This is a genomic window from Nitrosospira briensis C-128 (genome assembly GCF_000619905.2).
Classification (GTDB): Bacteria; Pseudomonadota; Gammaproteobacteria; order Burkholderiales; family Nitrosomonadaceae; genus Nitrosospira; species Nitrosospira briensis.
In genome coordinates this window covers 1,760,272-1,784,900 of the sequence record NZ_CP012371.1, presented here as the reverse complement: position 1 = coordinate 1,784,900, position 24,629 = coordinate 1,760,272, and the positions used below count along the sequence as shown (strand labels likewise).

At 54.9% G+C, this 24,629-nt stretch carries 22 protein-coding genes and 1 tRNA gene; 5 read left to right on the top strand and 18 right to left on the bottom strand.

Annotation, left to right across the window (positions count from 1 at the left end; genetic code table 11):
• Positions 1 to 102: 102 nt before the first annotated feature.
• The 5 genes from F822_RS08080 to aroQ form a co-directional block, all read right to left on the bottom strand.
• On the bottom strand, positions 103 to 1,113 hold the full coding sequence (locus F822_RS08080; protein ID WP_025041861.1) for a zinc-ribbon and DUF3426 domain-containing protein: 1,011 nt from the start codon (positions 1,111 to 1,113) through the stop codon (positions 103 to 105).
• A gap of 22 nt (positions 1,114 to 1,135) precedes the next feature.
• Complete coding sequence (gene prmA / locus F822_RS08075; protein WP_025041862.1) at positions 1,136 to 2,053, bottom strand: 50S ribosomal protein L11 methyltransferase; 918 nt, start codon at positions 2,051 to 2,053, stop codon at positions 1,136 to 1,138.
• Between the two features lie 92 nt (positions 2,054 to 2,145).
• Positions 2,146 to 3,501 (bottom strand): acetyl-CoA carboxylase biotin carboxylase subunit, encoded by a 1,356-nt coding sequence (gene accC, locus F822_RS08070; protein ID WP_025041863.1) that lies wholly within the window; start codon positions 3,499 to 3,501, stop codon positions 2,146 to 2,148.
• Between the two features lie 78 nt (positions 3,502 to 3,579).
• Complete coding sequence (gene accB / locus F822_RS08065) at positions 3,580 to 4,044, bottom strand: acetyl-CoA carboxylase biotin carboxyl carrier protein (protein ID WP_025041864.1); 465 nt, start codon at positions 4,042 to 4,044, stop codon at positions 3,580 to 3,582.
• Between the two features lie 155 nt (positions 4,045 to 4,199).
• Positions 4,200 to 4,682: a type II 3-dehydroquinate dehydratase gene (aroQ, locus tag F822_RS08060; RefSeq protein ID WP_051536759.1), complete on the bottom strand. Its 483-nt coding sequence runs from the start codon at positions 4,680 to 4,682 to the stop codon at positions 4,200 to 4,202.
• A 273-nt stretch (positions 4,683 to 4,955) separates the two neighbouring features.
• Here aroQ and F822_RS08055 point away from each other — a divergent pair.
• A tRNA-Thr gene (locus F822_RS08055) sits at positions 4,956 to 5,031 on the top strand.
• 233 nt (positions 5,032 to 5,264) lie between these two features.
• Entirely contained in the window at positions 5,265 to 6,605 is a 1,341-nt protein-coding gene (locus F822_RS08050) for a hypothetical protein (protein ID WP_025041866.1), read from the top strand.
• A gap of 4 nt (positions 6,606 to 6,609) precedes the next feature.
• On the opposite strand, the gene F822_RS08045 is transcribed toward F822_RS08050, so the two are convergent.
• The 3 genes from F822_RS08045 to F822_RS08035 all read right to left on the bottom strand — a co-directional run bounded on the left by F822_RS08045 (position 6,610) and on the right by F822_RS08035 (position 10,396).
• On the bottom strand, positions 6,610 to 7,509 hold the full coding sequence (locus F822_RS08045; RefSeq protein WP_156304374.1) for a hypothetical protein: 900 nt from the start codon (positions 7,507 to 7,509) through the stop codon (positions 6,610 to 6,612).
• Positions 7,510 to 7,679: 170 nt separating this feature from the next.
• Complete coding sequence (locus F822_RS08040) at positions 7,680 to 8,330, bottom strand: hypothetical protein (protein WP_025041868.1); 651 nt, start codon at positions 8,328 to 8,330, stop codon at positions 7,680 to 7,682.
• Positions 8,327 to 10,396 carry an AAA family ATPase gene (locus tag F822_RS08035; RefSeq protein ID WP_025041869.1) on the bottom strand — a complete coding sequence of 690 codons (2,070 nt, stop codon included), beginning with the start codon at positions 10,394 to 10,396 and terminating at the stop codon, positions 8,327 to 8,329. The genes F822_RS08040 and F822_RS08035 overlap by 4 nt, the downstream gene beginning before the upstream one ends.
• Positions 10,397 to 11,196: 800 nt before the next feature.
• Between F822_RS08035 and F822_RS15310 the strand changes: the two genes are divergently transcribed.
• The 3 genes from F822_RS15310 (at position 11,197) to F822_RS08010 (ending at position 14,423) form a co-directional block, all read left to right on the top strand.
• A protein-coding gene (locus F822_RS15310) for an IS5 family transposase (RefSeq protein ID WP_156304471.1) occupies positions 11,197 to 11,960 on the top strand; the annotation gives its coding sequence in 2 pieces (ribosomal slippage) (positions 11,197 to 11,512 and positions 11,512 to 11,960; 765 coding nt in all).
• A gap of 545 nt (positions 11,961 to 12,505) precedes the next feature.
• The gene (locus F822_RS08015; protein WP_025042249.1) at positions 12,506 to 12,784 is read left to right on the top strand and encodes a hypothetical protein; all 279 of its coding nucleotides are present in this window, start codon (positions 12,506 to 12,508) and stop codon (positions 12,782 to 12,784) included.
• A 337-nt stretch (positions 12,785 to 13,121) separates the two neighbouring features.
• On the top strand, positions 13,122 to 14,423 hold the full coding sequence (locus tag F822_RS08010) for an MFS transporter (protein WP_231623413.1): 1,302 nt from the start codon (positions 13,122 to 13,124) through the stop codon (positions 14,421 to 14,423).
• A gap of 141 nt (positions 14,424 to 14,564) precedes the next feature.
• Here F822_RS08010 and F822_RS08005 read toward each other — a convergent pair whose 3' ends face one another.
• From F822_RS08005 to F822_RS07960, 10 genes are all read right to left on the bottom strand, one after another.
• A complete protein-coding gene (locus tag F822_RS08005; RefSeq protein WP_025042247.1) occupies positions 14,565 to 15,047 on the bottom strand; it encodes a hypothetical protein in 483 nt (160 codons plus the stop codon).
• A gap of 99 nt (positions 15,048 to 15,146) precedes the next feature.
• Positions 15,147 to 17,234 (bottom strand): CopD family protein, encoded by a 2,088-nt coding sequence (locus F822_RS08000; protein WP_025042224.1) that lies wholly within the window; start codon positions 17,232 to 17,234, stop codon positions 15,147 to 15,149.
• Positions 17,231 to 17,641, bottom strand: coding sequence for a copper resistance CopC family protein (locus tag F822_RS07995; protein WP_025042223.1), 411 nt, complete (start codon positions 17,639 to 17,641; stop codon positions 17,231 to 17,233). Before F822_RS07995 ends, F822_RS08000 begins: the two co-directional genes overlap by 4 nt.
• 196 nt (positions 17,642 to 17,837) lie before the next feature.
• On the bottom strand, positions 17,838 to 18,419 hold the full coding sequence (locus F822_RS07990) for a hypothetical protein (RefSeq protein ID WP_036576873.1): 582 nt from the start codon (positions 18,417 to 18,419) through the stop codon (positions 17,838 to 17,840).
• Between the two features lie 124 nt (positions 18,420 to 18,543).
• Positions 18,544 to 19,086: a hypothetical protein gene (locus F822_RS07985; protein WP_231623408.1), complete on the bottom strand. Its 543-nt coding sequence runs from the start codon at positions 19,084 to 19,086 to the stop codon at positions 18,544 to 18,546.
• A 278-nt stretch (positions 19,087 to 19,364) separates the two neighbouring features.
• On the bottom strand, positions 19,365 to 20,615 hold the full coding sequence (locus F822_RS07980; RefSeq protein WP_025042265.1) for a methane monooxygenase/ammonia monooxygenase subunit B: 1,251 nt from the start codon (positions 20,613 to 20,615) through the stop codon (positions 19,365 to 19,367).
• Complete coding sequence (locus F822_RS07975; RefSeq protein WP_025042266.1) at positions 20,615 to 21,439, bottom strand: methane monooxygenase/ammonia monooxygenase subunit A; 825 nt, start codon at positions 21,437 to 21,439, stop codon at positions 20,615 to 20,617. The genes F822_RS07980 and F822_RS07975 overlap by 1 nt, the downstream gene beginning before the upstream one ends.
• Positions 21,440 to 21,702: 263 nt before the next feature.
• Positions 21,703 to 22,512 (bottom strand): methane monooxygenase/ammonia monooxygenase subunit C, encoded by an 810-nt coding sequence (locus F822_RS07970; RefSeq protein WP_053111335.1) that lies wholly within the window; start codon positions 22,510 to 22,512, stop codon positions 21,703 to 21,705.
• Positions 22,513 to 22,882: 370 nt separating this feature from the next.
• Positions 22,883 to 23,719 carry a ParB/RepB/Spo0J family partition protein gene (locus F822_RS07965; RefSeq protein ID WP_025041511.1) on the bottom strand — a complete coding sequence of 279 codons (837 nt, stop codon included), beginning with the start codon at positions 23,717 to 23,719 and terminating at the stop codon, positions 22,883 to 22,885.
• 30 nt (positions 23,720 to 23,749) lie between these two features.
• Complete coding sequence (locus F822_RS07960; RefSeq protein ID WP_025041510.1) at positions 23,750 to 24,559, bottom strand: ParA family protein; 810 nt, start codon at positions 24,557 to 24,559, stop codon at positions 23,750 to 23,752.
• Positions 24,560 to 24,629 lie beyond the last annotated feature (70 nt).

Here is a 24,629-nt window from a genome sequence, read left to right as displayed (position 1 = left end):
TTGTGAAGAAGTGGCGTAGTTATTCATACGCCCGACTGAACGAAATTTTCATACGAAACAAAAGACCAGCAAGAGCGCGCGTCAATTTATGAAACATCCGGCCTAAGAACGAGGATTAAGTAACAACAGCCGATATCCGGCCACGTTCAATGTCCCGCTATCGAGGTGAAGCCTGACGTTGAATTCGGCATTGGGCGCAATGACCTTCCCGCGGCTGGCGGCGTCTTCAAGATAGGCTTCGGGAGGAAAGTTACGGCTGGCGAGGGGTCGATCCTGGCGGTCGATCAGGGTTAATTGAAACGACGGAAATGCCTGGGGATTGGGCGCATGATTGCGTATCGTTGCGCTCAGGGTGATGACGCCGGGTTGCTGCGTATCCGGTTGCATATCGGACGATTCGATATTCAGCAACTTCGCGTATTGTGGCGAGGGAATAGTGCATCCCAACAACTCGCAATATCGTTGAAGATAAGGCCTGGTGGCAGGTGCGTTGACAGATAGCTCGGCGCGATAAATATAAATGGCCTGGGCCACCAGCATGGCAATCAAAAAAAGACTGCCGACACCCCACGCCAGGGATGCCTTGGGCAACCGAACCTCATCGAAAGCATAGTTGTTCCATGCATAATTTTCCGGCGGCGGAATGGCCGCGTTCGGCCTGTGCGGGAATCGTGTTTCCCCATCTGCGCTGCTGGCCGCAGTACTGCTGCCCGTCTCGCCTTCTCTCTGCGGCGCCGATTCTTCTGCAATCGGTGGCGCGCTCGAAGCGGGCGCTGCCCGCGCTGTCATGCCCGAACCGAATTGATCCCGAGTTGTTTCTTGAGCTGGCGCTGAAGGTGAATTCTCTTCATTCGATACCGCCAGGGTATCCGGATCATTTTGAGGCGGAATTCCCGATTCGCCTTCTGGCGCTGCCTCCGTTTCCGGCATTTCCTTGGCTTCTGGCCCAGCTTCATCCCGGTCTTCCGGTTCCTGCACCGTTGCCAAGGTGGCAAAGCCGTTGAATACCTGTGCACATTGTCCACAGCGCACGTCACCACCATGCGCCTGCAGATGCAAAGGGGTTACGCGGAAAGCAGCCGCGCAGTTAGGACAGCGGGTTACGAGCGCCATAGCCGTAGGTTTTATAACAAATTCACTTTCTCGTCCCGGTGAGCAGAGCCCATCCCGCCTGCTCGCGTGTAATACGAATATCAAACCATTGCCGATAGATCTGCATCACATCTTCCGCCTGTTCCATGAGGATGCCGGAAAGCGCTATTTGTCCACCTTTGCGCGTCGCGCGCATCAATAATGGAGCCAGTACGATTAGCGGGTTGGCAAGGATATTAGCAACGACCACATCCACCCAGGCGCCATTTCCGGGCCCTGCCCGATCCGCCATGTGCGTCTCAAAAAATTCTGCTTTGGTTTCATCACACTGGTTGAGTGCTGCATTTGCGCGACTTGCAGCAACGGCTTGCGGGTCGATATCAATTCCCACTACGTGACCCGCACCCAATTTCAAAGCGGCAATAGCAAGTATGCCCGAGCCGCAACCATAATCTAAAACATCTTCACCCCCTCGCAGCGTTTCGTCAAGCCAGCCAAGACACAATTGCGTAGAGGGGTGGCTACCCGTACCGAAAGCCAACCCTGGATCGAGTATCAGGTTGACCGCCGCGGTATCGGGTATTTGATGCCAACTGGGAACGATCCACAGGCGGGACGATATCCGGATCGGGGCGAATTGCGATTGTGTCATCCGAACCCAGTCCTGCTCCTCCACATGCGTAACGCGATAGCTGGGATGACAGGGAAGCTGGGCTGCGCTCGCCGCGGCCTGCACAATGGAAGCAATGTCGACATCCTCGTTGAATAGGGCGGTGAGCTCGGATGCGAACCAGATTTTCTCGGAAGGCTCACCCGGCTCATCGAACAAGAGTTGCTCTCGGTCCGTGCCGCTGCCCGCATCATGTATGTCTGTTGACAGCGCGCCCAGTTCAAGCAACGCGTCACCCAGGGCTTCGGCGTGCGCGCTATCGGTTTCTATAGCGAGCGAAATCCAGGCCATATCAAGAAATGGGTAACCGCAAACTGGCTATCCGGTCCAATGCTGACTCATCCGTCCTGAAATAGCTCAGGCAGCGCGAAATGGGTCGCGTTTTAGCCTGGCTTATTATAATTGGCAAGCTTTTGCTCCAGGTAATGGATACTGGTGCCGCCATTCAGAAAAGCGGCGTCGGATAACAGGTCGAGGTGTAGCGGCATATTTGTTTTAATGCCTTCTATCACCATTTCGGACAACGCGATGCGCATCCGTGCAATTGCCTGGTCGCGGTTGTCACCATAGGCAATGACTTTACCGATCATGGAATCGTAATAAGGCGGCACCAGATAATTATGATATATATGAGAGTCCACGCGAATGCCGGGGCCGCCCGGAGCATGGTATTGCGTAATACGTCCGGCGGAGGGTGTGAGCTTATAAGGGTCCTCAGCGTTAATGCGGCACTCGATGGCATGCCCTTTCAATACGACATCGCGCTGGCGAATGTTGAGTTTTTCACCTGCGGCAACACGAATTTGCGCTTGTACCAGATCGATCCCGGTAATCGCTTCAGTAACCGGATGTTCCACTTGCAGGCGCGTATTCATTTCGATGAAATAAAATTCATTTTTCTCATACAGGAACTCGAACGTGCCTACGCCGCGATAACCGATACGGCGGCATGCGTCCGCGCAGCGCGCGCCCATCTTGTCGCGCAACCTGGGAGGGATGCCCAAGGCGGGGGCTTCCTCGAGGATTTTCTGATGTCGGCGCTGCATTGAACATTCCCGTTCGCCAAGGAAGATAGCATTCCCGTGTTCGTCAGCCAGAACCTGGAACTCGATATGGCGCGGATTTTCGAGATATCTTTCCGCATAGACCGTCGGGTTGCCGAACGCCGCCTGCGCTTCGTTGCGAGTTATTATAACGGCGTTCGACAAAGCGGCTTCGGTATGCACCACCCGCATTCCACGGCCGCCGCCGCCAGCTGCCGCCTTGATGATTATCGGATAACCTATGGCGCGGACAATCGCGCGGATCTCTTCAGGCGACTCCGGGAGCCCGCCGTTGGATCCGGGAACACAAGGCACGCCTGCTTTTCTCATGGCGTTCTTGGCACTGATCTTGTCGCCCATCAGGCGAATGGTTTCGGGGCGAGGGCCGATAAAGACAAAACCACTGCTTTCGACACGCTCGGCGAAATCGGCGTTTTCAGAAAGAAACCCGTAGCCCGGATGAATAGCCTCCGCGTCGGTTACCTCCGCTGCACTGATGATGGCAGGAATATTAAGATAACTTTGGGCCGATGGGGCTGGCCCGATACACACGGACTCATCGGCGAGCTTCACATATTTGGCGTCGGCATCCGCCTGGGAATGCACTGCGACTGTTTTGATGCCCATCTCACGGCATGCGCGTTGTATTCGCAGGGCGATTTCGCCACGGTTGGCTATAAGAATTTTTTCGAACATGTTTACTGGAGAATGTTTCCCGAAAATGGGAGCTGTTAACCGTCTTTTCCGCGCGTTATAAGCGCGTTTGGCACAGAATCACCCGATCACGAATAGCGGCTCGCCATACTCTACTGGTTGGCCATTTTCCACCAGGACTGCCTTTATCACGCCGCTCTTATCGGATTCTATTTCGTTGAGCAGCTTCATCGCCTCGATGATGCATAGCGTTTCCCCCTCCTTGACCGTCTGCCCTACCTCGACGAATGGATTGGAACCGGGAGTGGAGCTACGGTAGAACGTTCCTACCATGGGTGATTTCACCACATGGCCCTCCGGCAGGATCTCGGCTACCGCGTTAGCTGCAGTGAGTGCCGCAGATGGAGAAACGGCGCCCGGCATCGCCGCCTGTGGAGGTGATGCTCCGATTGGGGCTACCTGGGTTTGCACGGATGAGGTCGATCTGCTGATGCGCACCTTCTCCTCCCCTTCGGTAATTTCCAGTTCGGCAATGCCCGACTCCTCGACCAGATCAATCAGTTTCTTCAGTTTTCTTAAATCCATAATAAACCCCCGGGGCGGTTCCCCTTTACGTCTTAATTACACGCCGCCATTGCTGCGCCATCTTTCAGCGCGCTGACGCATGTCTGCTTTCTATTCCGTGAAGTGCCTCTTCCCTGTCCTGCTCCTCGTTCCAGGCCTTATAAATATCAACAAGGTCAGGTGAGGCGATCGAACTTCCCGCCTGCCAATATCTCTAAAGCGTATTCCAAGGCAAGTTCGTATCCTTTAGGTCCCAAGCCGCTGATCACGCCCACCGCCAAGTCGGAGAAATATGACCTCCTGCGGAAAGACTCACGAGCAAAAACATTGGAGAGATGCACTTCGATGAACGGTATTCTGGTTGCGGCGAGGGCATCACGTAAAGCAATGCTGGTATGTGTATAGGCTGCGGGATTGATGATGATAAATGCTATCCCTTCGCTCATCGCGCGTTGAACTCGATCTATCAGATCACCCTCGGCGTTACTTTGAAAGTGAATTAATCCGACACCCGCGTGATCCGCTAAAATCGCTAATTTTCTGTTAATTTCGCCTAACGTGAGTGTTCCGTAGAGCTCCGGCTCGCGTGTTCCCAGAAGATTTAGATTAGGCCCATGAAGAACGAGGACTTTTTTTATTTTGGACGCGTCATTTTCCATGCACGCAAGTTTGACGCATACTTGCAAAAAAGTCTAGTTATTGGAGGACATCGACGAAAATAAGGGAAATTAGAGATAGTTTTATCTGGATACGGTAGAGCAAACGCCATTGACGATTTTTAGCGGCTGTAATTATAAGCTTTCAGACTGCTAACAGTTTATTACGAACATTTTTGACGTTTCCCCTGGAAAAAGCCGCTCTTTATGCTCGACCCTTGCATTGCTCGTCGTTTGCCAAACCTCTATAATCCACAATGCTGTATTTCCCTTCGTGCTGTTGTAGCTCAGTTGGTAGAGCAACTGATTCGTAATCAGTAGGTCGGAGGTTCGACTCCTCTCAACAGCACCATAAAAATATGGGTATATAGAATACCACTCCCGGCTCTCTATTTGTATAGACGATATATAGATGCTGGAGCGATATCGACGTGAACTCATAGTCCCTTGGTTGTTGGTTCGATCCCACCCAGACCCGGCATATTTCAGTGACTCACGATTAGATTTGGAATCTTTATTCATTCTTGGCGGAAAGATAAAAGCTGAGTGAGTAAGCTCTCAAGATAGGGCAGTTGAAGAAAACAAATGCGAAACCCTCCTGAACGCTACCTACAGACATTGCAAGAACATTTCGCTCAGGTTCCGACGTGGTTTTCTGGAGATGCTACTATCCCGATAGCAGAACGAAGCACATTGCGGACTGCACCTCTAACGACTAATCAGGATGGCAAGGGAACGGCCTTCCAGCGCTGGTTCCACTTTAAAGAGGCATTTTCGCCAGCCTTTGTCACTGCTGCGATCGAATCTCTAGGGTACAGACCTAAACATATCGCCGACCCATTCGGAGGGTCAGGAACCAGCGCCATCACATCGCAGCTGCTTGCAATTGATGCAACCACGGTTGAGGTGAATCCGTTCCTGGCCGATGTGATTAAATCGAAGGTGAATCACCTGTCAGCGGAAGCTCTACGTTGCCATGCTGCGGAATTTCAGGCTCGTCTAGCCCGAACCCATAACGATCTCGCTTGCTTGAACCATCTGCCACCTACGTTTATTGAGACCAAAGATAAGCAACGCTGGATATTCCCGCTTCAGGTCGCCAAGCGACTTTCCCAATACTTAACATGTATTGATGCGATTGGGGAACCGGATATCCAGCGATTCTTTAAGGTCGTCCTCGGAGCGGTACTTATTGACTGCAGTAACGTATATGTCAATGGAAAGGGTCGCCGTTATCGCAGTTCGTGGAAGAGCAATCAGCCAACCTCGAAGATGCTGGACGAAATGTTTGGAACGCGATTCAATATCGCTTTTGAAGATATCCTGCATTTCGAAGATCGTCCACGTTCGCGGATCGATGTCATACACGGTGATGCTCGGACTGCGCTTAAGCAGGTTACCCAGCCAGTAGACCTGGTCGTTTTTTCCCCACCGTATCCTAACTCTTTCGACTATACCGACATCTATAACGTTGAGCTTTGGGTACTTGGCTACCTCGGATGCAGCCAGGATAATCTTCGCTTGCGCCGCGATACATTACGTTCACACGTCCAGATCCGTCGTCCATACGAAATGCCTCACCATCCGTCAGCGCACTTGGAGACCACGTTCGCGGCCCTGCATCAGCAGCGCGACCAGCTGTGGGATACCAACATTCCCGCCATGGTAGGCGCCTATTTTTGTGATATCGAGATGGTGCTGACACAGTGCCATCGGCTACTGGTTAATAGGGGAAAGGTCATAATGGTTGTTGGCGACTCGCGCTATGCCAACGTGCGTATCGAAGTGGCAACCATCATCGCTGAGATTGCAAAATCCATTGGTTTCGGCGCGGTAGCAACGCGAGAAGTGCGGCAGATGCGGGCGAGCGCACAGCAAGGTGGTCGGTTTCAGTTGGCAGAGAGTATCGTGGAACTGGCCCACTAAGCTTTCATTCTGGCAGCGGATATCGGTCTTTCCGATGTTCTTCGTGTGAGGCGGTGATCCAGTAGCGACGGTGCTGTACGTTATATTGCAAAGCGTGCGGTTTCACGGCTTCATCGACATCAGTGGAGTCCTTTTCGCAAAAGTCGTAGAGGCACAAAAAGGCGCCGTCCATATCGTTGTCGTCACGGTATGCCGCTGTTTGCTGAATACCGGAGCAAGCCCAATCGATGTTCGCTCGTGGCGATATTTTGATGAGCTGCGCCTCGTCTGTCCGAGGTGTACGAACGTCGCGCAAAGCCTTTAACTCTAACACTGAGCTTTGATCCTTAGGACCCGGGTAGATTGGCACGACGGTGATATCCGCTCGACCGTTGCCGATAGTCTCCTCAGTCTTTATGCGCGCTACTCGACCGTACCTGCCCCTAAGGAAGACCCAGAGAGCGAACTGTACGGTCGTTTCCGGGTTCTCCACCGTTATGCGCAACTTAGCGTTCTTCCACCATTTCTTTGTCTGACGCCCCACCCCCTCGTAGAAGTCATTCAAGGCATGATTGATTGCCGCTAGATCAATAATGACAGCGCCGTCATCGAGATTGTTGTCGAAGGACGACAACTCCCCCTCAATACCGTCAGGCCAGACTACCAGCTTCGACTCGGTCATAAGGGCGATCGTTGGGGCTGATTGCAGACCAACGTGTCGAATCTCACGTTCAAATGCCTCCGTGTCGGTAAGTCGGATACGGTGTACGCAGGCGCCGACTTCGCTCGTGCCGGCGGCCAGGACACCCGCTAAATTGTCATGATGCGACGCACCCAGCATTGAGCGTCGTTCCCACTGGTTCTGTTTTCCAAACGTGCCCGTATCCGGAACGTAGACGACAACCACGGGTGCCTTCAAAGTCATCGAGCTCGACCGAAGGTACCTGGCATGGTCACTTAGTGTCCGTGCCCACGCGTCGAGAAAAGCCTCCCGCGTACCTGCGTCTGCGATAGAAATGTAGGGAGCAGCTGACTCAGTAACCCTTTTTAGAGCGACGTTCCGCGCACCCCCGAAACGATTCTTTGGTGTTGTGTTCATGATATCGCCAGCGCTTGGTCCAGGTAGTCACAATAGAGCCTCATGCCGTCTCGATCGGCATGCGGACGCAAGGCTCGCATTTTATCGACAAGATAGCGGGCAACTTCCATGTTCTTGTTTTCATCTTGCCATTCTGAGAAATCGACTACCTCCCCCTCCAACACATCATCGTTACCGTAGTTCGCGTCGATTGACCCGATTGCCGTCTGCGTACCAATGAACTTGCCAAAACATGCGGAGACCAGTTCGCGAAACAGCCGTGCCGTACGTTCCGCTTCCTTGGAATGCGCGACCAGCGCTGTACATACCGATGAGCCGCGAGGGCCTAGACCATAGTGTGCTGTGAGATGTCTGTGTGGTCCAAAATCGACGCGTTCAATAAAAAAAATACCACTAAAAGCGAGTCGATCAAGCTCTCGTTGAACGTCAGGGTAGAACGGATATGCGCCACGTTTGAGAATACGGCCCCGAACTGGAGCCACCTCAAAAAGAGGTGCCAAGGTGTTGGCCAAGTAGAGTAGGACGTGAATTTGCGTGGATGCAAGCGGCGCGAATCCCATGCGAGACGCTTCGGCCAAGCAGATCAAGGCCCAGGCTTTCCAGATGCCGACATCTGCAAGCATCGCCTCGCGTGATAATTGACTCATGTGGCGTTGCCTACAAATCGCTCCGGATAAATAGCCCGATTGCGCTCTTCTTCATAGGGTGCGCGAAACCGATCAAGTGCCTTAGTCGGCGCTGCGATTTCAAGTAGATCCAAGACGTGGTTCGCTCGTTCTGCTATCGGAACGGTTGGCGGAGAAGATTGTAGCGGCTCGTCCATCACTTGGCCGTGAAAACGTTGATCTGGATAAGCTCCAAACAGTGCTGGAATCATCTGTTCCCGATTTACGTTCGACGATGCAATCAGACGTGTAGCGGCACCGCCGCCGCTACGTATGGCAAACCGGCGTAATAGGTCCGCTGCACGTGGGACAAATACAGAATCGAGGCTCGCTTCCGGCGTTTCCAGTATCAGCATAGCTGAGGCTTCAGGCGCAACAATTTCCAATAGCGCCATCCGAAAAGCAAGATCAATAAATTCCTTTTGCGATTCTGAGACTGACTGCCCATACTCACGCGGGGTGGCGCTGTTTCGATATACACCGGAGGTGAGCGCAGGTATAAAGTGGGGAAACGGAAAGCTTTCACTTGCAGCGCGTTGGCCGATTCGGCTTTGACGGGCGGTATACGCGATTGTGCAGTCTTCCGCAAGAAAGCCGCCGATGAAACGTTTAAATGAATTCTCGATGCGAGTAGATACAGCTTTTACCTCGCTGTCGATCATCTTAGCTATTCCACGAAACTGCTCGGTCAATCGTATTCGCTCAACTTCGATCTCATTCAGAGTGGCTTCGAATGACATAATATACGATTGAATCTCATCACGCCGCTTGGTGGCATTTGGCACCGACCGCCCAAGGGCAGTCAGCTGTTGTTCCAGCACGCCCGCGTTGCTCACGGCGCCTACGAGATCGGCTGCCGCTTGTGCGTACTCCTCTTCGGCTTTTATGAGCGGTTCAAACATGGATTGTAGTTGAGACTCGAGTTGTTCAATGACCGCACGTTGGCGCTCAATGGCTTCTCCCGCGTGAGGATCATTGGCGGACTGTTCCGGGTGTTCAACGGGACTTTCGCATATCGGGCACATATTCATGACCAATTTCGCGTTGACCTTCGCGATCGCCTCAGGAGTGCGACTACCGCACACCAGGCATCCTGTCTCCGCTTCGAAATACGACAGCAGGTATCTGCCGGCGGCATCCACCTGAGGGAAGAAAGACTGATAGAAGTCGTTCAAGTTAGTCGCGAGCGAAGCGCGGTGATCATGGATATCGCGGCGACGATTTTCGATTTTGTTACGTAGAGAGTCTCGCTCCTCTGCTAGATTAGCTTTCCGATTCCCAATCACTTGGATATCTTTGCGACATTGGTCGAGTTGCTTGATCAGCATGTCAATTTGACCACCTTCGATGGTACTTGCTTGTTTGGCGTATTCCTTCTTCCGCTTGTTAACAACTGCCAGCACGTTCCGGTATTCGCTGTCTTTGCTAAGAAGGTCGTTGTAGAGTTCAACATATTCCCTACGGTTATCGCCCTGCTCGCCGAAAAGGATACCAAGGATGTCGCCCTGTGCAGCTGCGTCCCATACCAAACTTCGCCGGTCTTCCAAGAAGAAAACGATGTAGCGCAGCAGGAAAACAAAATCGCCGAATGACGAGAGCCCCGACGCCTCAATCACGTGACGCTGATAGGACGCCTCAAGTTCTTGCGCGCGGACTAGCGGAACAGGCTGCTGATCAACAGACAGCGCAACGATGTCCAAATTCGCTAGCGACCGCTCCACCTCGAAGTAGTGCTCACCGATACTAAACGTGGCTGTAACCCGTGCATTGACAGCATCATCGGGTACGCGCCGACGAAACCAGTGACGATCTGCTGAGACAAGCCTGCGCTTCTTTTCCCCAAGCTCCTCGCCCTGCGGCAGATCAAACGGCCCAGTCAAAACCCGCAGCAGTATATTTAATAGCGTCGTCTTGCCCAAGCCATTGATACCAACGATGACATTTACGCCAGGACGGAAGTCATGATGCAGGCCAGGCGCCTCGGGCTTCCCGACGTAGAGCGCATAATCCTGTACCGAAATTCGGTCAAAAATTGGAAAATTAATCATTTGACTCTCTAACCGCGCTTGATGCGGACGCTGATTGTTATTCTATGCATGGAAAGCCGCTTTATTCTGTCACGCACGCTACGTACCCGCCATGGTCATTTTTATTACTAACGATTGATTTGGATAACCTATCATTATTCATTGCACCTCTGCCATAACTTCTATCAGGAATATTATGATCAGACCACTAATATTGCAGGATCCGTTAATAATCGGAAGCTGGAAAGCGATTAAAACCTCTAGCAATTAGTAGACGTTATCTTTTCATATTCAACGTTATTCTTGAAAGCGTGGAGCGTGACGCTGCCGGAGAACTCCCAGTAGCTTTATTTATCCTATTCCCAATCTTCTCCCTGTATATCAGCGTCTGTTGAAACGAATCTTGAGTGAGAATAACCCTCTTTCTTCGTTCAAAACTAATCTCGTCCCCACAAACCGCAACGTTAAAGACAGTTACGATACACAAAATCGGCCTTTCCTTTTTAGTCATGAGACTTTCCCATGGATCTGCTAGTGCGGCCTTGTCAATTCGACCAGCCTCAGCACGCCATCTTACGGCCTACAGTAGTTATAACCATTGGACTTTGGTACACCTATTACTGAGTAGGGGTATTGGATGGGAGCATTACAGGATCAGCGAGCGTAATTATTTCTGTTACAGGAACGAGAGGATAGTTCTTTCCTGTTACCGTCACAGGGATAGTTCGGACATTTCGCGTTGTTACGGATACAGGCTCAAATGAGCTATGTCCTGTTAACTCTAATAGCCATATTGCATGTATTCAGGTATACTTGCGGGCATGGAAATCACTCAAGCCCAGTACGAGCGAATCGTACACTGTCTGCCGCTTCAGCGGGGCAATGTCAGTCTCAGTAATCTGAATGTATTGAACGCCATTTTGTACGTGGCCGAGCACGGCTGCAAGTGGCGCGGTCTGCCCAAACGCTTCGGTAATTGGCATACCATCTACACGCGCATGAATCGCTGGAGCAAAAGCGGTGTGTTGGACCAGGTGTTTGAGCAGTTGCAGCGCGCACAGATCGTTCGCGTCAAGATCGAGGCCGTTTCCCTGGACAGCACCATTGTGAAGGTTCATCCGGACGGCACCGGGGCATTAAAAAAAACGGTCCCCAATCCATCGGCAGATCCAGAGGTGGGTGGACCACCAAGATTCATATGGTTGCCGCGGATGCTCGAACGGCTATAACGTTTGCGCTGTCCCCGAGGCAGGCTCACGATGCGGCGGAGGGGCGCAAGCTGCTCGGCAGCCTGGGCAAGCCCCGTTGGCCAGTTCATCTGGTAATGGATCGCGCCTACGAGGGGAATGAAACACGGCAACTGGCGTTGGACCTTGGTTTCATTCCGGTAGTCCCGCCCAAGGCCAACCGGGTTGGGCCTTGGGAATACGACAAGGTTATGTACCGGCGGCGTAACGAGATCGAGCGACTGTTCAGGAGGCTGAAAGGATTCCGCCGTATCTTCTCCCGCTTCGAGAAACTGGATGTAATGTTCACTGGCTTCATCCACTTCGCTTTGATCGTCGAAGCACTTAGATTGTGTTAACAGGCCCTAGTTGAGCCCGTTAGGGATGCTAATCCTTCTGTACCGTACAGGAACCTGTCGAGTATTTAGACTTCTTAATGGCCCTGTTACCAATATAGGTTTCTGTTTATCCATGTTGGTGTGACGCATACCGCCAGCGAACGCAAGGTATGGCTCGGTTGTCGTGAATATAGCTTCAAGCTTGATACGTTTCGACGTGGACGTCGCGTATTCCGTGCATCATGGTTCTAATACGATAGCTGATATTTCATTACTCTCGGCATGCTTGCATATGGAGCTGGTGGCACTTCAAAGCTGCCGCAACTTGCCCATATTCTGGATTGGTGAGCACGTGTACTTAAGTCCAATTGCAAAGCCGGACGATACGGTTATTATGCGAACAACCTGCTTTCCTGTTGGGAATAGCGTTGAGTTCTGCCAGATGCGAGTAACTAATGGAACCGACACAGTAATATTTGGATGACTGAATATTTGGTGGGTTTATGGTGCGCTATTGCAGAAGAATAAAGACTGATAAAATTACAATAGGCAAATAGGCAAATATCGTGACCCAACTATTAACCTTTGATCAGACATATGACTTGGCGAATATGCTGATCAAGAAGGCAACGAAGGATCAACTGGCCGAATGCGCGCGACTGCTTGCTTTGAGTCTTGCGCATCAGCAGATAAATCATGAAGAGATCCCGGTTGACCAAACCTTGGCATCATTGCGTTCGTTCGAGTGGAGCGAGGAGCATTTGAATTTATTGATGGAAGGTATGTTAAACCTGATAGGGGTGCTGGTGAATGTCTGCGGCGACGTAAGACATGTGAAGCATTGATATCAGGATTGCGGTTTTCCTGAGACAGAGTGCAGCTAGTCCATAATCACGCTGCAATCACGTGTATTTTTCGGTTGTGATCAGAGGCTGAGGTCGGAATTTCGGACAAGCCCTTTGGATGACTGGAGAATAGCCGGAGTGGCACTGGCCTATTGTAATTACCCCGGATTCTACAAACGCCTCTTATGGAGTGAGTGCTTACAGCCGAAGTCGAGGCGACAGGATCTATTTGTCGTAATAAATGATCTCATCGACCTGTTACGGCCTTTATTGCCGCGGACAGCCCCAAATTAATCATAAGTTGTTGTTAGCGTTAATCAGGATATCGCTGCATTCCATGCAAACACAGGATAAGCCACAATATCTGGCGACAGGGGTGAGTCGGCGGGAGGTGTGGTCTTGGGCGATGTTTGATTTCGCCAATTCAGGCTATACCACCGTTGTAATTACTGCGATTTTCAATGCTTATTTCGTTGCGGTCGTGGCTGGGAATGCGGAATGGGCGACGTTTGCATGGACAGCAGCGCTGGCGGTTTCCTATGCCCTTATTATCCTGACCGCGCCTGCGCTAGGCGCATATGCCGACGCGTATGCGGCGAAGAAGCGTCTATTATTCCTGAGTGCGGTAGGCTGTGTCCTGTTTACGGGATTGCTCTACTTTGTCGGCCCAGGCGATCTGTGGCTGGCGGTTGTGCTGATAATCCTCACCAATTTCTTCTTTGGTTGCGGCGAAAATCTGATTGCCGCGTTTTTACCGGAACTGGCGCAGAGCAAGGCGTTGGGAAAGGTTTCGGGCTGGGGCTGGAGTCTGGGTTATATTGGCGGCCTGGTCAGTCTGGGCTTATCGCTGGCGTATGTCACCTGGGCGCAGGAACAGGGCAAGCCGGCTGAGCACTTTGTCCCCGTTACAATGTTGATAACGGCTGGTTTCTTTGCGCTGTCGAGTATTCCCACCTTTCTTTTCCTGAAGGAACGCGCCGTACCTCAATTGCATCTTGCCGGACATACTGTGGTAATCGAGGCATTTTCGCGGTTGGGCGAGACGTTTCATCGCGTGCGGGATTATCGCGACCTGGTGCGCTTTCTTGTCTGCATCGTATTTTACCAGGCGGGTATCCAGACCGTAATTACACTGGCTGCAATATACGCGCAGCAGGTAATGGGCTTTAACACCAGCGACACCATGTTTCTGGTCCTGGTGGTTAACATCACTGCATCAGCGGGCGCGTTCGCTTTCGGCAGTATACAGGACAGGATCGGGCATATTCCCACGATAGCGCTGACGCTTGTTGGCTGGATTGTCATGATATTGCTGGCCTGGATGGCTGAAACCCGGGCGATGTTCTGGCTGGCCGCCAACGTCGCCGGCCTGTGCCTGGGGGCTTCTCAGTCGGCAGGCCGGGCACTGGTAGGATATTTCAGCCCCGACGCCAGACGTGCCGAATTTTTCGGGCTGTGGGGACTGGCAGTCAAGCTGTCGTCCATACTGGGTCCAGTGACGTATGGATTGGTAAGCTGGATTTCTCGAGGCGATCATCGGCTTGCCATGCTGATCACCGGGGTTTATTTTGTTATTGGTTTACTGATACTGCTGAACATCGATATCAAGAGGGGGCGGCAGGCTGCGCTGCAAACGTAAAAACCGCGGTGAATTGCTAAAAATGGCAAGACGTCGTGGTACTTCAGTTGGCGCTGTCCAGTGAGAGTATTGATAGTTGCTGCCGCCCCACGGTTTTGTAACATCCGCCCTATCGGTTACGGGCTCTTTTTCTCGTGGCGTTCAATGGTGCATGTGATGATGCTCATGCCCACTGGAGGATCCTGCAGGCTTTTTTTCCGGGGCTTTTTGGGACGCCTTGGGCTTGAGCGGAGTAAAACGGGTTGATTGCGGTTCCTGGTCCGGTAATTTGACGAACACGACGATCGTGGTTTCGGGCGTGAGCTTGAAATCTCCGGTGCCCTTGAGAATGTTATCCCCTGCAGGTTCCAGTTTTATCGAATCCTTGGGCTTGGCCTTGCCTACCTGAAAACTTGCTTTACCCACCCCACCGTCGGTGCTGACTTTATTATCCCCATGATCCGTTACGTAGATGACGATGTCTTTCTCTTGTGCAACAAGCTCCAGATGATAGGGACCTGCCATACGCATCTGGCCCCCGTGTGGCGTATCAATGGCGTCGAAATGCTCTTCGGTATGCGCTGACGCGGGCGCTGACACGACCAACGCAGCACTAATCAAGACCGTGGCCATCGATTTAATCATATTTATCTCCTTGAACGATTATTAAAAAAACTTTGTTGGAAAGCCTCATACGGGGCTCTATGTTTCTCGGTTGCTCCCTCTTGCGGTTGACTACTCAACTCAATGCACATGATCCCCCGGCGGAGGCAATATTTCCTTTTCCCGATTAAGCTGAGCGACCTGCTGCATCAGCATATCGGTGCTGGACCAGCCCGGGCCATCCGCATCCGGAATCCAGCGCGCACGCAGATAACCGAAGCGGTCCACCAGGAACTCCATGTGCGGCGGCAGCGTGCCCTCCCCCAGCAGATCAGCCTTGTTCAACGTACGCCGAAACAGCTTATAGCTCTGCACGATCTCGTGCGCGCCGTCGATCACCAGCGGTAAGGACACATTATCCTTGATCTGCTCCAGCTCGTGCGAATCCGGGTCATCCTCCGGCACCACCAGCAACACCGTATTGGCCGCGGCCAGCCTGGCATCGAAATCGCGCAGCTGCGCCAGCCGCTCACGCGACTGCGGCCACGAGAACAGCACCAGCAGCACATTCTTCTTGCCGCGGAAATCCTTCAGGGTACCGCTGGAACCATCCTGCGCGGTATAGGAGAAATTGGGCGGGCCCATGCCGGGCTGCGGCTGTTCCGGCTTGACCTGCGGGCTCATCAGGCGTGCCTGGTAGCCGCGCGACATGGCGTGCAGGAAATTGACCACGTCCCAGCGGTCCTCCTCCGAGAGCCTGTCGGCGAATTCGGGCATGCCGGTGCCGGGAATGCCGAAGGAGAGCCAGTGGAAGAAGTCGCCGGCGGTATGCTTGGCGGTGTGCGGCTCGGTGAGCATGTCCACCGGCGGCTTGGCGAAGCTCTTGGCCATCACGCCGTTGCCCTTGCCCTGGGCGCCGTGGCAGGGCACGCAGTTCTCGGCAAAGTGGGCCGAGCCGTTGGCGATGGAAATGGTATCGAACGGCACCGGCGTCTTGCGGTAGGTTTCCGGGTAGGCGTCCACCGCCAGGGGCGGCAGGCCCACGCCCAGAGCCACGGCAGCCAGCAGGAGCGGAATGCCCAGGCGGCGCTTCATGTCCCACTTTCGGCTACGCCCGAACGCGATCGCCGCGCCGGCGGCGGCCAGCAGCGCCAGGCCGCTCCAGACGCGCAGCATCACGCTCGGATCGCCCCAGGTGGCGGCCAGGGAGAAGCGGAAGGAGTAGGGCCAGTTCTGGATGATGGCGTGCTTGGCCGGAACGGTATTGGCCACGATGGTGGCCAGCAGTACGATGCCCAGCGCGATGACGAATTCGAAGCTGACCCACTTGCGCAGCCGGTGCCCACCGGCCGCGGCCAGGCCATCGGCGTGCTGGGCCAGCAGCGGCAGCCAGCTGCGCGCGCGCGCAGCGATGACGAGCACCACCAGCAGCAGGGCGATCTTGCCGTTGAGCAGCCAGCCGTATTCGGTGGCGACCAGGGCGCTGTAGCTGCTGTCGACCATGCGGTAGGTAATGAAGATGCCGGTGGCGATCACCGTCAGCATGACCGGCAGGGCCATGGTGGAGAAGCGCTTCAAGGCGAGCGCGTCGGCTGTGGCCGACGCTTCGCGCGCGTGGAACACGGCGTGGATGCGCTGGATGGCGGCTGTCTGGATGCCGGCGCGCCCGCCGCTTTCCTGCCCGGGCGGCACTTCGGTGCAACTGAAACAGACTACCAGGAAGGCCGGCAGGGCGCCGAACCAGACGCTGGCCATGATGATGTGCAAGGCGTAGGGCAATACGGACAGGAAGGACAGGTCTTCGGCGGCGGCATGGCTGGCGAGTGCGCCCACGGTCAAGGTGGCGGAAGCGACGGTGGCGCACAGGATGTATTGCCATCTTGCCGGGGGGGAGACGCGGATATAGAGGGCGATGGCGCAGACGAGCGCGGCGCAGGCGGCGCGTCCTGCCCAGACGTGTCCCATGTGGGTATTCTGCACGAGTGCGAGCCAGGCCTGCGGATGCCAGGCGTTGGCGTCGATGCCGGTGGCCTGGGCCGTGGTGGTGGCGAGGATGCCCATCAAACCGGCCAGGAGGATGAGCGCAAGCCAAGGCAGCGCCCGCTCCAGGCGGCCCACCCAGGGGGAATGGATGGAGCCGGCAATGGCCAGGAAGACGCAGCTTCCGACCAGGATCATGTTGGACGCAAGCTGTGACCAGCGCAGCAGCGTCGCGATGACCTCGATCATTTGGCGGGTGTTTTGCTCTTTACGGTGAAGTCGTAGGACGAGTCAACCACGTGGCCGTCCACCGACAGCACCCGGAACTTTACCGTGTATTTGCCGGGCGCGAGTTGCGACAAGGGCAATACGATGGCTCTGCGGTCGTCCTCGGCGATGTGCGGCCGGATGTCGGTGACCGGAGCCTTGGCTGCGTCCAGCACGGTAAGCGAGGCATAGTCCTTTTCGATTTCTTCGTTGAACCAGAGCCGTACCTGCGTGGGGGTCTGGGTGAGCTGCGCCCGGCGCGGCGGTTCGGCCTTGACCAGCATGGCGTGCGCCAGGACGGGGGTGCTGTGCAGCCCTGCCCCCAGTGCCATGAGCAGGATACTGCCCATCATGACCTGTTTGAGGGAGGAAATCATGATCGATTGCATTCTTGGCTCCTCTTCGTGTGCCACGCCACGAGGGTGGGTGGGCAGATTGATCTTTTCTGTCTTTTTTGGCTTTTTATCCGGACCATATTATTGTTATCTGAACCTGTTACTTGGACTGTATGGCTGCGGTTTGGTTCGGGCGCTGCCCCGGCGGCAATCGCCGCCGGTCATGGTCATGCCGCCGGTTGGCTGCTTCTCAGGCGGCACCGGCAGTGGTGGATTTACGCCCGCGCAGGAAGAAGACGCCGGCACCGACCACAATGACGGCGATGGCGCCGATGAGATAGGGCGAGGTGCCTTTGGGTTCGCCCACGGAGAAGGGGAAGCGCGAGACGTACTCCTCCTTGCCGGCGACGGTGACCAGGCCTACGAATTTGCCGGGCTGGTGAAAGTCGTATTCGAAGTTGATGGAGCCGTTGGGGTAGACCTTGGCCGGGATATGCAGCAGGGTGATGGCGTCCAGGTTTCCCTCCGCGCCTGCGGCCGCACCGGTATCGCGGATGATGCGCACTTCGGTGGGCAGGGGCCGCAACGCTTCTTCAATGTAGTCGAGGGCGACGACGGTGCGGCCGACGGCCGGGATGTCTTCGCAGAATTCTTTCTCCTGGGTGCTTTCCGGCTGGTAGCCGGTAAAGTGCATGGTATAGGGGCCGATGGTGAGTTTGCAGATGTCGTCGGCCAGGGAGAGTCCGCCGTGGGCGTGCACTTGGGTGGACAGCGGCAGGGCCAGGCCCAGCATCAGGCCCAGGAGGGCGGGTTTGAGAGAGGGTAAGGACATTATCAAGGTCACCTATAAGAAATGATGAATCGTCGATCCTACGGCCCGATACTCAGGTTGCCGCCGGGGCTGCCCGGGTTGTCCGGGTTGTCTTTGTTTCGTTTCGTTTTGTCGTTTTCGTGGTCTACGGGCGGCGCGAGGCACGCCAGCGCTGCATGCGCTTGGATTTCATGAGCTTGTATCCCAGCAGGATCAAAAGCAGCAGGGCGATCAGCGGCCCGACCGCGGTGCGGAATATGTTCGCGTAGTTGATCATCTGTACCCGCAAGGGGTACTGGTAGCGCAGGGGAGGCAGGCCTTCGGCGGTGATGATGATGGTATAGAGGCCCTGGTCCAGGCTGGTCTCGCCCTTGATCACGCCGTCGGGGTGGTAGCTTGGCCGCAGGTAGCTTACGGTCTCGTCGTCGGTTTCGCTGGTGCCTCTGACGACGCGCATGCCGATGGGCATTTCGCGCAGGGCCGGGTCGATCAGGTCGACTACCAAGTAGGTGTCTCCGCTCTTGGGGATTTCGGTGCAGTATTGGGCGCTGGGCTCAAATTGCGGCTGGTAGGCGCTTAAGTGCACCATGTTCTCGCCAATGCGGCGCACGCAGCTGTCTTCTTCCAGCGAGACTTTTCCGTGCGCGCCTGCCGCGCCGGCATAGAGCGCCGCGGTCAGGATGAGCATTGCCTGTGTTACTTGCCTAATCACAAACGGGTTCTCTCCGCGTTGTTCGTTGTTACGAAGTTACAGGATCCACTGTTTCAGCTAATCGCCACTTGGGCGGGCTTGCCGTTCGTCCGCGGGCGGGAGGCCTGTGGGCTGTCGTCATGCCGATGCTGCTTTGCTAATTCTACTATTTTTATGCTGCATAAAAAACACCGATCCACCTTTCCGTCTGGCGACGGCGGCGGACCGGTGTCAATGCCTTGCGGGACGGGGCTAGGCCTTGTGTCCCATGCGGCTTAGAGCTTGGTGAAGACCGGTATGACGGCGCCCGCTATGCTGTTGATGTTGCGATCGCCACTGTCGTTCCATGTCATGAGCAATCCGCCAAATCGGCTTTCCGGGTCGCCCAGCAAGGCCATGAGCCGCTGTACTTCCCACAGTGCGTCTTTCGCTTCCATCTTCACTTCACGGGTCTCGCCCGGCTGTATCGGGGTCTCGTTGTCAAACGATAAGCCGGTGGCCACGAGTTCCTTCGGATAGTTGCGGTCCATGTGCTTCAAGCCCACTTTGTTGATGAACCGGATGCCGGCCGTGGTGAATTCGCCAATGCGGTAGGCTGAATCGCCGCTGTTGGTGACGCTCATGGTGACGCGCAGTGCCCGCCCCGGTACGTCGTAGTTGGCGTGGGTCACTTTGATGGAGATGGGGTTGGGTTTCACCGGCAACGGGGCAACCTTGGATTCACCCGCCTGGATGGGCACGGTGTAGGGATGCTTGTTTTCGGTGTAACGGTAGCCGCCCCATACGAGTCCAATGGTGGCAAGCAGTACGATCCAGGCCACTTTGGTGTCCATCGGGTCCAGCAGCAGTTCGTCGCCGTAGGCCAGCAGTACGCGGCTGCGCGGCAGGAACATGGGCCGGGCAACGTAGTAGCCGATCCAGAAGATGCCCAGTCCCATCCACAGGGCGTGCCAGAAGAGGCCGTTGCCCAGGTTGAAGGTTTCGGTATCGATGGTCTCGCCTGTCAGCAGTTTGACGGGGTTGGTGAAGTCATCCCAGCTGCCGGTGATGTTCATCCAGGCGGCGGGGCCGGCAATCGGGCCTGCATCCTTGATGTTCAGCATGGCGTGCATGTGATGGCGACCCGGGATGCGGGCTTTGAGCCTGACTTCGAAGGCGTAGTCGCGTCCGATTTCGAGCGGGCCTGCAATCATGGTCGGTTCGCCGTTCAGCTTGGTGGAGAGGCGTACGAACACGGGGCTGGGGCTGCCGACGTTGAAGAAGGCGCGGCCCGGTTTGCCAACAGCACGCGGCCAGTCTTCGGCCAGGTGAAATTTGCCGGTCATGCTGGCCAGGTCGTTCACTTTGGTGGTCTCAGGTCCCCATTTCATGTCGTACCACTGGATGGTACGCATGCGCAGGAAGGGTTCCTGGGACCGTTCGCCGTGGGCCTGGGCCGGGGTGACGTCGAGCATGAAGGTCATGCCCAGGGCTGCCATGCCGCACAGGCCGGTCAGGCTGCGCTTGATGAGGTTGTTGAATTCCATTATTTGATCCCCTCGGGAAAGCCTTCTTCGCCAAATGCGGTGACGTCGTTTTTCATGGTGACGCGGCCACGGGCTCCTTTGACGTAGAAGAATGCGGTGCAGTAAAGTTTGCCGAAGTACCACCAGAGGCAGAACATGAGCATGGAGACGAAGGCGGCAAAGAATGAGGCGATGACGGTGGTGTGGCCGCCAAAGGTTCTGAGTGAGCCTTGTTCGATGTTGCGTACGTACTCGGGGGTGCCGGTGCGAACGTACAGGAAGCCGGTGTAGTCAGCAACCGACAACAATACGCCTTCGGCTACCAGCGGCAGGTGGGTCGGGCCAAAGATGGGCCAGTTACCCGGGTAGAACAGGAGTCCGAATGCGCCTCCGCCAACCAGGGCTGTGATCATCCAGTTGCGGGTGAGCAGCATGACGGTGTCCATGACCAGTGCGCCCGGTATCATGGTGGAGGGGAAGACGAAGCTGATGGGGTAGTGCGACCACCAGTAGAAGCCCCAGTAGCGGGTCAGCCATTCGCCGGTCAGCAGGCAGACGACGCAGAGGGTGGCGCCAAAGGGCAGCCGGTAGTTGACCCACAGGTAGTACATGATGGCGGCGCAATAGGTGATGCCCACGATGGGGGTCACTACCGGCCACCATTGGCGGTCTTTCCAGTCCAGCCAGAAGTCCCAGTCGCCTGCCAGCAGCATGAAGTGCATGTGGTAGGTTCCAACCAGGAGGATACATAGAATCGGGAAATATACCGCGTCTATCATCCTGGACATCTTTACTGCTTCCGGCGGCATCTTGGCCGCCTTCAGTATTTCATCGGTTCTGCTCATCGCACCCTCCCCTCAAATGTCTACGATCTTAATACGTGAATGATGTGTTGCTGTTGCGTGTTGCTTGGTGCTGCTTGTCCTCTTTCCGCCCCAGCTTGTTTTTTTTGGGCTGGGTCTTTGTTCGCCGCAGCGGCGGTAGCGGCGGGCCGCTCTGCTGTCGGGTTGCGGCGGCAGGGCGGCCCAAGGTTCCTCAGGGTTCCTCGAGTCCGGGTGGTGCCGAATCAAAAAGACCGGCTGAACTTGGGTTCAGCCGGTCTTTCAGGTTACGGTACGATCCGGTTGTTGAGGATGACTTTGCTTTGGCCATTCCAGACGACGTCGGTCAGGTTGGAGTAGCGGGTGATGATCTGTGCTGCAATCCCGCCTGCAAACAGTCCCGACCAGCCCAGGATGACGAAGCCCCAGTGCAGCGGTGCGCTGAAGAGTTCTTCCATGAACCAGAAGGCATGACCCCATTCGTTCAGACCTACGTTCGGCAGGATCATGAGCGGTCCGGCAATGGCCATGACGAGCGGGAACGAGGTGCCACGGGAGTACAGCGGCAGGCGGGTCATGGCGTACAGGTAGCTTGCCACGCCGCAGACGATGTACATGGGGAAGGAGCCGTAGAATACGACTACGTGGCTGGGGGTGAAGCTGGTGTCGCGGATGATGACCTGGTGCCAGGAGGCGTCCTGCTCGGTGAAGAAGCTGCCGCCCCAGTAAACGCCAAACAGGTAGACGCCAAGCCACATCATCCAGTAGAAGTAACGCTTGACTTCCAGTTTGGGGTCAAGGTTGTCCAGGTTGGTGTCGCGGGTCTTCCAGATCCAGCCCCAGGTGATGAGGGCAAAGATCGGCATGACGATCATGTGGACGCGCCACAGTCCCATCCATACTTTTTCAAACTCGGGTTCCATGGAGTCCATGCCGTGCGAGTAGGCGAAGGTCCGTTGATACCAGACCCAGAATATCGCTACCAGCAGCATGGTGATGAGCCCGAATTTGTACCACCTCGAGTCATACCACTCCGACATGTCGTAGTCCCGGCCGCTTGCCTTGGCGTGACCCGACGTTCCTAGTGTTGTTGCCATGTTGTTTCCTCCTGTTGCCTTGTTTCGTTGATCAAGTGCTGCGCGCTCTACCAGCTTGTCCTGCCCCTCCGTTCCTGAACTTGCCTCTGTTCCTGAACTACTCTACGCCGGTAGAAACTTCGATAATTTGTTGCTGCGCAATTCAATTAATTGCTACTTGTACTATCTAATACGGTCTAACTGGTACTTTACATACCCACAACCCGGCAAAGACTATCCTCGAAAATGGCCTAAGTCAAGCAGTTTGGGGAGCAATGAGCGCTTCCCCTCTTTAAAAACCTTGAAAAGCCCCCATGTAGCGCGAGGAAAATTTTTTCAATGTTCTTTTTAAAACCCTGGGCTAGGAAAGTGCAAGGGTTTAAATTCCAGATCACCACCGAGACAATATTCCGTCCAATTGCTCAAGGCTGTCGTAATGAATCACCACGCTTCCCTTGCCGTTTTTTCCGGAATTGATGACGACTTGCGCGCCGAGTTTCAAAGAGATGTTTTCCTGCAAACGCAACAAATCGCGGTCGCGTTTAGGGTGTTTTTTTTCTACCGGATGCTCTATCCGATGCACCAGCCTTTCGGTCTCGCGTACCGAAAGCTGTTTATGCACCACCAGATTCGCAGTTTCTATCTGCTTCGACGCGGGAAGCGAGAGCAGCGCGCGGCTGTGCCCCATGTCGATCTTTCCCTGCATCAGCAATTCCTGTACGGCGGGCGGCAGATTAAGCAATCGGAGGAGGTTGGAAACGGCGCTGCGCGAACTACCCAAAGCCTGGCTGGCAGCCTGATGAGTCATTCCGAATTCTCGGATAAGCCTTTGAATTCCCATAGCTTCTTCTAGCGGATTCAAGTTCTCGCGCTGAATGTTCTCGATCAACGACATGGCCAGCGCTGCCTCATCCGGTACTTCACGGATGAGCGCAGGCACTTCAGCAAGCCCCGCCAGTTGTGCTGCGCGCCAGCGCCGCTCGCCGGCTATGATTTCGTAGCTTCCCGGCGAAACAGGTCGAACCAGGATCGGCTGCATTACCCCCTGGGCTTTGATGGATTCCGCCAGCTCCGCCAAAGATACTTTATCCATGTGGGTGCGCGGCTGATACTTGCCCGGCTGTAGCAGTGAAGTTTTCAGGTTCTGTAGCGATTCCTCTGCCCTGCGGCCATCGCTGTCACCTGCCAACAACGCATCCAATCCCCTCCCCAACCCCTTCAATTTCATCTGCTTTTTCCCTTCCTGGTCTTTATCCCGTTACGCTTCAAGCTTCTGTTCGTGATCCTGTTGGACCGGCGCGACGGATGAGTATCTGTTCAGCATTTCCCCCGCCAGCGCCAGATAGGCCTGGGTGCCTTTGGATAATTTGTCGTGATATAACGCCGGTATGCCGAAGCTCGGCGCTTCGGCCAGCCGTACGTTACGTGGGATTACAGTGCGGTAAACCTTGTCCCCGAAGTGCTGCTGCAGTTGTTCGGATACCTGTTGCGCCAGTATATTGCGGGGATCGAACATGGTACGCAGCAATCCTTCGATCTCGAGCACCGGGTTGAGATTTGCCCGTACCTTTTTTACAGTATTGACAAGATCGCTCAACCCCTCCAGGGCGTAATACTCGCATTGCATCGGAATCATCACCGCATGCGCTGCGCATAAGCCGTTGAGTGTCAGCAGGTTAAGTGCGGGCGGGCAATCGATGAGAATGAAATCGTATTCCTTTTCCACCTCTTGCAGCGCCGCCTTCAATCGTGTTTCCCGCTGGGGCAGATCCACCATTTCTATTTCAGCACCGGCCAAGTCACGGTTGGCGGGGACGAGGTCATACTTGCCACTGGTAGAGGTTACACGTACATCCGCAATACTTCGGCTACCCAACAATACCTGATATACCGTATGCCGCAAGACACGTTTGTCCACACCACTTCCCATCGTGGCATTACCCTGGGGATCGAGATCGATCAATAAGACACGACGTCCGGCGGCTTCGAGACTCGCCGCCAGATTAACACTCGTGGTGGTTTTTCCTACCCCGCCTTTCTGATTGGTTATTGCCAGAATTTTCGCCATCTTGTCCTCTCCGAACCGGGCATCTCCGGCTAACCCGGCTGTCAAATCGCGGGCCATCCGCTAAAACCAC

Excerpts from the sequence above, each read along its gene's own strand:
- F822_RS07970 (WP_053111335.1), bottom strand. The coding sequence starts at position 22,512 with ATGGCAACAACACTAGGAACGTCGGGTCACGCCAAGGCAAGCGGCCGG.
- F822_RS07985 (WP_231623408.1), bottom strand. The coding sequence starts at position 19,086 with ATGCTCATCCTGACCGCGGCGCTCTATGCCGGCGCGGCAGGCGCGCAC.
- F822_RS08005 (WP_025042247.1), bottom strand. The coding sequence starts at position 15,047 with ATGATTAAATCGATGGCCACGGTCTTGATTAGTGCTGCGTTGGTCGTG.
- F822_RS07995 (WP_025042223.1), bottom strand. The coding sequence starts at position 17,641 with ATGCAATCGATCATGATTTCCTCCCTCAAACAGGTCATGATGGGCAGT.
- accC (WP_025041863.1), bottom strand. The coding sequence starts at position 3,501 with ATGTTCGAAAAAATTCTTATAGCCAACCGTGGCGAAATCGCCCTGCGA.
- F822_RS08040 (WP_025041868.1), bottom strand. The coding sequence starts at position 8,330 with ATGAGTCAATTATCACGCGAGGCGATGCTTGCAGATGTCGGCATCTGG.
- F822_RS08010 (WP_231623413.1), top strand. The coding sequence starts at position 13,122 with ATGCAAACACAGGATAAGCCACAATATCTGGCGACAGGGGTGAGTCGG.
- F822_RS08050 (WP_025041866.1), top strand. The coding sequence starts at position 5,265 with ATGCGAAACCCTCCTGAACGCTACCTACAGACATTGCAAGAACATTTC.
- F822_RS08035 (WP_025041869.1), bottom strand. The coding sequence starts at position 10,396 with ATGATTAATTTTCCAATTTTTGACCGAATTTCGGTACAGGATTATGCG.
- F822_RS07965 (WP_025041511.1), bottom strand. The coding sequence starts at position 23,719 with ATGAAATTGAAGGGGTTGGGGAGGGGATTGGATGCGTTGTTGGCAGGT.
- F822_RS07975 (WP_025042266.1), bottom strand. The coding sequence starts at position 21,439 with ATGAGCAGAACCGATGAAATACTGAAGGCGGCCAAGATGCCGCCGGAA.
- F822_RS07980 (WP_025042265.1), bottom strand. The coding sequence starts at position 20,615 with ATGGAATTCAACAACCTCATCAAGCGCAGCCTGACCGGCCTGTGCGGC.
- F822_RS07960 (WP_025041510.1), bottom strand. The coding sequence starts at position 24,559 with ATGGCGAAAATTCTGGCAATAACCAATCAGAAAGGCGGGGTAGGAAAA.
- F822_RS08080 (WP_025041861.1), bottom strand. The coding sequence starts at position 1,113 with ATGGCGCTCGTAACCCGCTGTCCTAACTGCGCGGCTGCTTTCCGCGTA.
- accB (WP_025041864.1), bottom strand. The coding sequence starts at position 4,044 with ATGGATTTAAGAAAACTGAAGAAACTGATTGATCTGGTCGAGGAGTCG.
- F822_RS07990 (WP_036576873.1), bottom strand. The coding sequence starts at position 18,419 with ATGTCCTTACCCTCTCTCAAACCCGCCCTCCTGGGCCTGATGCTGGGC.
- prmA (WP_025041862.1), bottom strand. The coding sequence starts at position 2,053 with ATGGCCTGGATTTCGCTCGCTATAGAAACCGATAGCGCGCACGCCGAA.
- F822_RS08000 (WP_025042224.1), bottom strand. The coding sequence starts at position 17,234 with ATGATCGAGGTCATCGCGACGCTGCTGCGCTGGTCACAGCTTGCGTCC.
- F822_RS08045 (WP_156304374.1), bottom strand. The coding sequence starts at position 7,509 with ATGACTTTGAAGGCACCCGTGGTTGTCGTCTACGTTCCGGATACGGGC.
- aroQ (WP_051536759.1), bottom strand. The coding sequence starts at position 4,682 with ATGGAAAATGACGCGTCCAAAATAAAAAAAGTCCTCGTTCTTCATGGG.